The organism is Cupriavidus sp. 207A1 (genome assembly GCF_057798955.1).
Genome location: NZ_JBYOJO010000033.1, coordinates 1 through 5,801, shown reverse-complemented (window position 1 = coordinate 5,801; position 5,801 = coordinate 1). Strand labels below are relative to the sequence as shown.

Genomic DNA, 5,801 nt, shown 5'->3' with positions numbered 1-5,801 from the left:
AACCCGACAGCGCCACAACCCCTCATGCCTGGTGACCATAGCGAGCTGGAACCACCCCTTCCCATCCCGAACAGGACCGTGAAACAGCTCCGCGCCGATGATAGTGCGGATTCCCGTGTGAAAGTAGGTCATCGCCAGGCTCTTATTGTGCAAAACCCCTCGACAGCGTGTGCTGCGAGGGGTTTTTGCTTTGGCGCGGCGCAACGGGCATGGCCAGTCACTACGGCGCGCTCATGTTCCAGCCGCGCGCCTGACGGAATATCCGCGCTACCTGGTAGGCCGCAGCGGCCAGGCATGGATTATTTGCAACGCTGTCCGCTCACGGAGCGGGAATTCATTCAATCGCGGCCGTGCAGCATGCTGGCGCGGCGATGGCGTGCTGCGACGATGTGTCCAGTCCTGCAGGGACGGTGCCGAGGTGCTAACCTCAAAAAAAGCACCCGCCCGCCGTCACCTTGTAATTGCGAGAGAGAATGAGCCGCCTGCTGCTCACCAATATCGACCCCGACACCTCGGACGAGGAAATCCGGACGTTCCTGGAGAAATACGGATTCCCGCCATTCGACAGCCTGGAGCATGAAGATGGCGACGGCTCGCACCCCGCCGTGCTGCTGACCTATGAAACCCTGGACCCTGCGGTGCTGGGAAAGCTGCAGCAGCGCATCGACCATATGTACTGGAAGAAGCGTCAGCTGAGCGCTTCCATCCTGCATGACCGTTTCGCCTGAGCAGGCTACCTGGTTGGCGCGGCCACGCCGGCCGTGCCGGATTCCTCGGCGGGTTGGGGCGTAAGCGGGGCAGGAACCGCCATCATCTTCTCTGCCGGATAGAGCGCCATGAAGCTTCGCGCCAGTTCGGGATCCCGGCACGCGAGCCACGCTTGCCACTGCAGGTACGGAATCATCACAACCGCCCGTTTTTCCTTGCCGGGGGTGTGCATCAGCTTCATCACCGCATGACCAGGCGCGCTCACCGTGAACATGGCGAAGGAATAGGAGCCATCCGGCCATTGCCTCCACAGCCCGGCGATGCCAAGCGCCGGCTCGTCCGGTAGCCAGATCCGGTAGCGGATCCAGCCCTGGCCCGCGACGTAGCACGGCTCGTAAATGGCCATCGCAGGCACCAGGCACAGCTGGGTGCGGTGCCAGGCGCTGCACGAACCGCGCCTGTCACCGACGCACTCGGCGCGGACATTCATGGTTTCAAAATCCCGCGCGCCGTGGACGTGGCGTGCGCGCGGCACGAGGCCAAAGGTGGCCAGCAAACATTCGCGCCGGCCACGGGCATCCGCACGGACGATCGGCGCGGCATCGCCTGGCCATATTTCCGGCTTCCATGTTCCTGGTGGCGGTTCTGCCCCGAAAACATCGCGCAGCACCGGGCCCGTCACCGCGGTGAAATTGGTGCACACAATATTGCCTCCCCTGACGTCAGATGCCTTGCCGCTGGCACGGTCAGCCGTTATTCGCTACACCTGTCCGAGTGGCGGTGCGAAGGGAAGGGTGGGCGTCTCTCCGGCTGACCAGCATTGCGGGCAGCTATCGCGATACCTCCGATGCCATTTTCCTGGCGGATTCCAGATGGTGCTCGAGCGTCGGCAAGGTCTTCTTTGCAAAATCCCGTACATCGTTGTCGCGCGCATCGCTCGCGGCCTTGCGGAATAGTGCCACCGCATCGTTGTGCGCCTTGACCCCGACTTCGTCGGCGTACTGCTTGTCGAAGCTGGCGCCTTGCAGTGCGCCAATGGCTTCCAGCTTCTTCTGGTCAGCGGGACTCGGGGTGGTCGGCAATTGGACGCCCTTGGCGTTGGCCAGTCGCTTGAGATCTTCCGCGGCGGCGCGGTGGTCCTGCAGCATCTGCCCGGCAAAACGCTTGACCGTGGCGCTGGTGGCCTTGGTCTCGGCCAGCTTGCTGGCATCGATCTCCATCTGGCCTGCCTGTGCGGCCTTGTTCATGAAGTCCACGTCGCCGGCGGGCGGCGCGGCGTACAGGCCGGTTGTCAGGCATAGCAATACCGCCGCAAGCGGGGATTTGACATGGTGCCCACGGCGGCCGGGCTGGCGTGCATCGAATGGCATGACTGTCTCCTGAACGGGCAACCATACCCGGCCTTGCAACAATCATGCCGTCATGCCGTGCGACCTCCTGCCTCAGGAAACCCGAACGAATTTGGCGACGGAAGGCACCCCTTGCGAGTCGATGATAAACAGCATGTAGTAACCGGGCGGCACCAGCGAACTGGAGGCGGGCAGGGTGACGCGCAGGTTCTTGGCGCCCTGTTTGGTATGGCGCAATTTGATATAGCGTTGGTGCATGTCGTTGCCGTGCGTCACGGCCCCCGGCGCCACCAGTGCAACGCTGGAAACACTGGGCGTGCTGGAGCCAACGGTAAAGGTTTGTCCCAGGCTCAATGTACCCGGTGCGCTGGTGATATTCGGGCGCGCGCCCTTGAACAGGTACGGTGGCGAATACACCTGTGCCTGGTGCGTACTGACGGCCAGGGGATTCATGTCGTCCTGGGACAGCAAGACGGTGGCGTCGGGCAACAGAATGGCACTGGAGTGGTAGCCCGCCTGTATCGTGTTCGGGCTCATCGGAATCCAGGTCCCGGTCGGATCCCCGGCCGGCTTGTTGTAAAGCTCGCTGTCAAAATGCGGGTTGTCATAACCGTTGCTGGCCGCATTGCCGCCCACCGTAAACAGCGTTCCATCCGGCAGGATCACGGTATTGGCGTTATGGCGAGGCTGCAGCCACTGCGGAAATTGTCGCCACCCTGCGTTGGGGTTGCCGACATCGAACCATTCGTTGTTGCGGAAGGCGCTGTCGCCTTCGGCGCCACCGGCGATCATCACGACCTGTTTGGCGGGCGTGACCGAGGCATCGGTATAGAGCACGCCGTTGGCGTACTCATAGTGCGAACTCAGCATGTTCGGAATGCCGCTCCATGACCACGTGCCGGGCGTCAGCAGCACGGTATTGAAGAAGGCCGGCCCGGCCTGCATCATCTGGCCAGAACCAAGCAGGTATTGGAACGGGTACATGCCGGACGGATGGTGGAACGACACCGTGCTCATCGTGCCTACGCTGTCCATGCCCGCGGCAGGGGTGAACAGTTCGACCACCGACGTGGTATTTCCGGATCCCGTTTCGTCGAGGCCGCTGGTGATGACTACCCGGTTGTCTGCCAGCTTGGTCACGGTCGGATACCAGCGGCCGACCGACATATTTGGCTGGGTGGTCCAGCTCTCGCTGAGCGGATTGAACGTATAGCTGCTCAGCGCGCCCTGGAAGTTCTGCTGGCCTTCTGGCGCATTCGGGTCGGGGTAGCGCAGATTGCCACCCGCAATGAAAACCCTGCCGTCGCTCAATATCGTCTGGCCGGCACACCAGATGTTCTCAGGCGGCGTTATGGGATGCCCCGTGCGTGTCGCGGGATCCCACACATAGGCGACACCGGTGTTCGACGCTGCCGGATTATGGTACTGCGTAGGCTCGTACGACCAGAACAGCACCTTGCCGGTGTGTAGCAATACCGCAGTGATGCCGACTACCGGGATGACGAATGGCTGGCTCCATTGGCCCGCCGTATTGGTGGCCTGAGCCCTGGCCGCTGCCAGCACCTGGTCATCCGGCGTGGCAACCCGGTCCAGCCCGGCTGCCACCCGACACTGTTTGCCACGTGCGCGCGCATGCGACTCGGCATGGGCCGGGCCGAGCACGGCAGCTTCTCGCTGCCTCAGCCTGGCTTCCGCGGAAGGGTTGTTGCAGGCGTCATTATCAAAGCTGACGGGCGGAGCTGCGTAAACCGACGGTGCCAGCAGGAAGAAACCAACCACTGACGCCCACACGGTTTTCCGGAAAATCATGCGTTGACGCATTTGCATCACCTCCAGTGACAGCGTTGCCATGGAATGCGGGAGTTCCGCGCTGGAAGCTCACGGTGGCATGCCGAAGGACATCCGACCGGACTTTTCTAGCTTAGGGGGGCAGGCAGAGAGCCAATGTGGGCTGGCGCACGGAAGGAATGAGATTGGAGGCTTGCGTTTTGCTCAAGCTGCGTAGGAGGCGCTGGGCGGGTCGGAGGTGCTGCCTATACTTTATTTAACATAATATACATTATGCGAATGAAATTGTTGGCCGTTTTTAGTAATGTCACCTTTGCCATGGTTAGAGATGTCACCTGAGCCTGAGTCCCCGTACGCTGCGAGTTTCGTCGGGCGCTACGGGAGGCAGCCATGCGCGAACGGGATTTGGTGACCATGAGCATGCGTGAAGTTGACCGGATGAAGGTGATCCAAGCTGTCGCCGATGGGCACTTGGCGCGCTGGCGAGCAGCCGAGCGCTTGGGCATCAGCGCCCGGCACGTCAGGCGGCTTGTTCTGCGACTGTTGGAGGACGGCCCCAGTGGACTGATCTCGCGCAAGCGCGGTCGCCCCGGTAACCGGCAATTGCCGCCGGGCCTCGAATCCCGGGTGCGTGGCCTGATTCGCGACAGCTATGCCGACTTCGGCCCGACCCTCGCCTGGGAGAAGCTGCGCGAGCGCCACGGCATCGAAGTCTCGCCAGCCTGCGTTCGCCGCATCATGATCGACGCGGGCTTCTGGGTGCCGCGCAAGCTGCGCCCGCCCAAGGTGCACCAGCCGAGGAACCGCCGCGCCTGCCTGGGTGAGCTGGTGCAGATCGACGGCTCCGACCACGCCTGGTTCGAGGACCGGGCGCCGGCCTGCACGCTGCTGGTCTACGTCGATGACGCGACCGGGCGCCTGATGCAGCTGCTGTTCGTGCCGACCGAATCCACGCCGGCGTATTTCACCGCCACGCGCGCCTATGTCGAGCGCCATGGCAAGCCGATGGCGTTCTATTCGGACAAGGCCGGCATCTTCCGCGTCAACGCCAGGGACAGCGCCGAGGGCCGCGGCTACACCCAGTTCGGGCGCGCGCTGTTCGAGCTCAATATCGACATCCTGTGCGCCAATTCGAGCCCGGCCAAGGGCCGCGTGGAGCGGATGAACGGCACCTTGCAGGACCGGCTGGTCAAGGAGCTGCGGCTGCGCGGCATCAGCACGATGGCCGCCGCCAACGCCTTTGCCCCGCACTTCATCGCCGACTTCAATGCGCGCTTCGCCAAGGTGCCCAAGCGCGATTTCGATGCGCACCGGCCGCTGCGCGGCGACGAGGACCTGGCGCGGATCTTCAGCTGGCGCGAATGGCGCAAGGTCTCGCAAAGCCTCACGCTGCAGTACGACAAGGTGATGTACTTGCTCGCGGACCGGCCCGAGCACCGGCGCCTGATTCATCGGTATATCGAGGTGGCCGAGTATCCGGACGGGCGCATCGAGCTGTGGGCCGATGGCGCTGCCCTGCCCTACACCACTTATGACCGGCTCGGCGAGATGGACCAGGGTGCGATCGTCGAGAACAAGCGGTTGGGAGCGGTGCTGGCGCTGGCTGCCAAGGTGCAGGCGCAGCGCGACGATCGCCAGCAGGCGGGGCCGTCGCGCACGCTGCAGGGTGAACCCGCTCGGCCCCATCGCGCGCCGCTGAACGTCAAGCGGCAGCGGCTGATCAACCGGCTCGATCTGGAACGCGCGCTGGCGCCCGCGCCGCTGCAGCGGAACGCGGACCTTTTAACTTTGCCCACCGCGAATCCACCGCCCCACCCTGCGCTGAATTCAGTCACGTCAGGCCAGCGCCACCGCCCTACTTCTACCCCGCAAAAGAACCCAACCCCGCACAAAAAGCACGCCCATGCCGACATTTGAATTTAGCGGAAGAGACGACCTTTCAAAACCGCCTAGACA

General features: G+C 63.3%; 5 protein-coding genes and 1 rRNA gene. 3 read left to right on the top strand and 3 right to left on the bottom strand.

Going from position 1 to position 5,801, the window contains the following annotated elements:
• Nucleotides 1-27: 27 nt before the first annotated feature.
• Nucleotides 28-140: ribosomal RNA gene (rrf, locus tag AC3FMM_RS31305) — 5S ribosomal RNA — on the top strand.
• Between the two features lie 333 nt (nucleotides 141-473).
• Nucleotides 474-728, top strand: coding sequence for an RNA-binding protein (locus AC3FMM_RS31300; RefSeq protein ID WP_115684063.1), 255 nt, complete (start codon nucleotides 474-476; stop codon nucleotides 726-728).
• Nucleotides 729-733: 5 nt separating this feature from the next.
• Here AC3FMM_RS31300 and AC3FMM_RS31295 read toward each other — a convergent pair whose 3' ends face one another.
• The 3 genes from AC3FMM_RS31295 to AC3FMM_RS31285 form a co-directional block, all read right to left on the bottom strand.
• Nucleotides 734-1,411, bottom strand: coding sequence for an SOS response-associated peptidase family protein (locus AC3FMM_RS31295; protein ID WP_116314818.1), 678 nt, complete (start codon nucleotides 1,409-1,411; stop codon nucleotides 734-736).
• A gap of 127 nt (nucleotides 1,412-1,538) precedes the next feature.
• Nucleotides 1,539-2,078 (bottom strand): DUF4142 domain-containing protein, encoded by a 540-nt coding sequence (locus AC3FMM_RS31290; RefSeq protein ID WP_115684065.1) that lies wholly within the window; start codon nucleotides 2,076-2,078, stop codon nucleotides 1,539-1,541.
• A 72-nt stretch (nucleotides 2,079-2,150) separates the two neighbouring features.
• On the bottom strand, nucleotides 2,151-3,908 hold the full coding sequence (locus AC3FMM_RS31285; RefSeq protein WP_488688328.1) for a galactose oxidase early set domain-containing protein: 1,758 nt from the start codon (nucleotides 3,906-3,908) through the stop codon (nucleotides 2,151-2,153).
• A 351-nt stretch (nucleotides 3,909-4,259) separates the two neighbouring features.
• Between AC3FMM_RS31285 and AC3FMM_RS31280 the strand changes: the two genes are divergently transcribed.
• On the top strand, nucleotides 4,260-5,762 hold the full coding sequence (locus tag AC3FMM_RS31280; protein ID WP_414249619.1) for an ISNCY family transposase: 1,503 nt from the start codon (nucleotides 4,260-4,262) through the stop codon (nucleotides 5,760-5,762).
• Nucleotides 5,763-5,801: the final 39 nt, after the last annotated feature.

Coding starts and splice junctions, on each gene's coding strand:
- AC3FMM_RS31300 (WP_115684063.1), top strand. CDS start 474: ATGAGCCGCCTGCTGCTCACCAATATCGACCCCGACACCTCGGACGAG.
- AC3FMM_RS31290 (WP_115684065.1), bottom strand. CDS start 2,078: ATGCCATTCGATGCACGCCAGCCCGGCCGCCGTGGGCACCATGTCAAA.
- AC3FMM_RS31285 (WP_488688328.1), bottom strand. CDS start 3,908: ATGGCAACGCTGTCACTGGAGGTGATGCAAATGCGTCAACGCATGATT.
- AC3FMM_RS31280 (WP_414249619.1), top strand. CDS start 4,260: ATGAGCATGCGTGAAGTTGACCGGATGAAGGTGATCCAAGCTGTCGCC.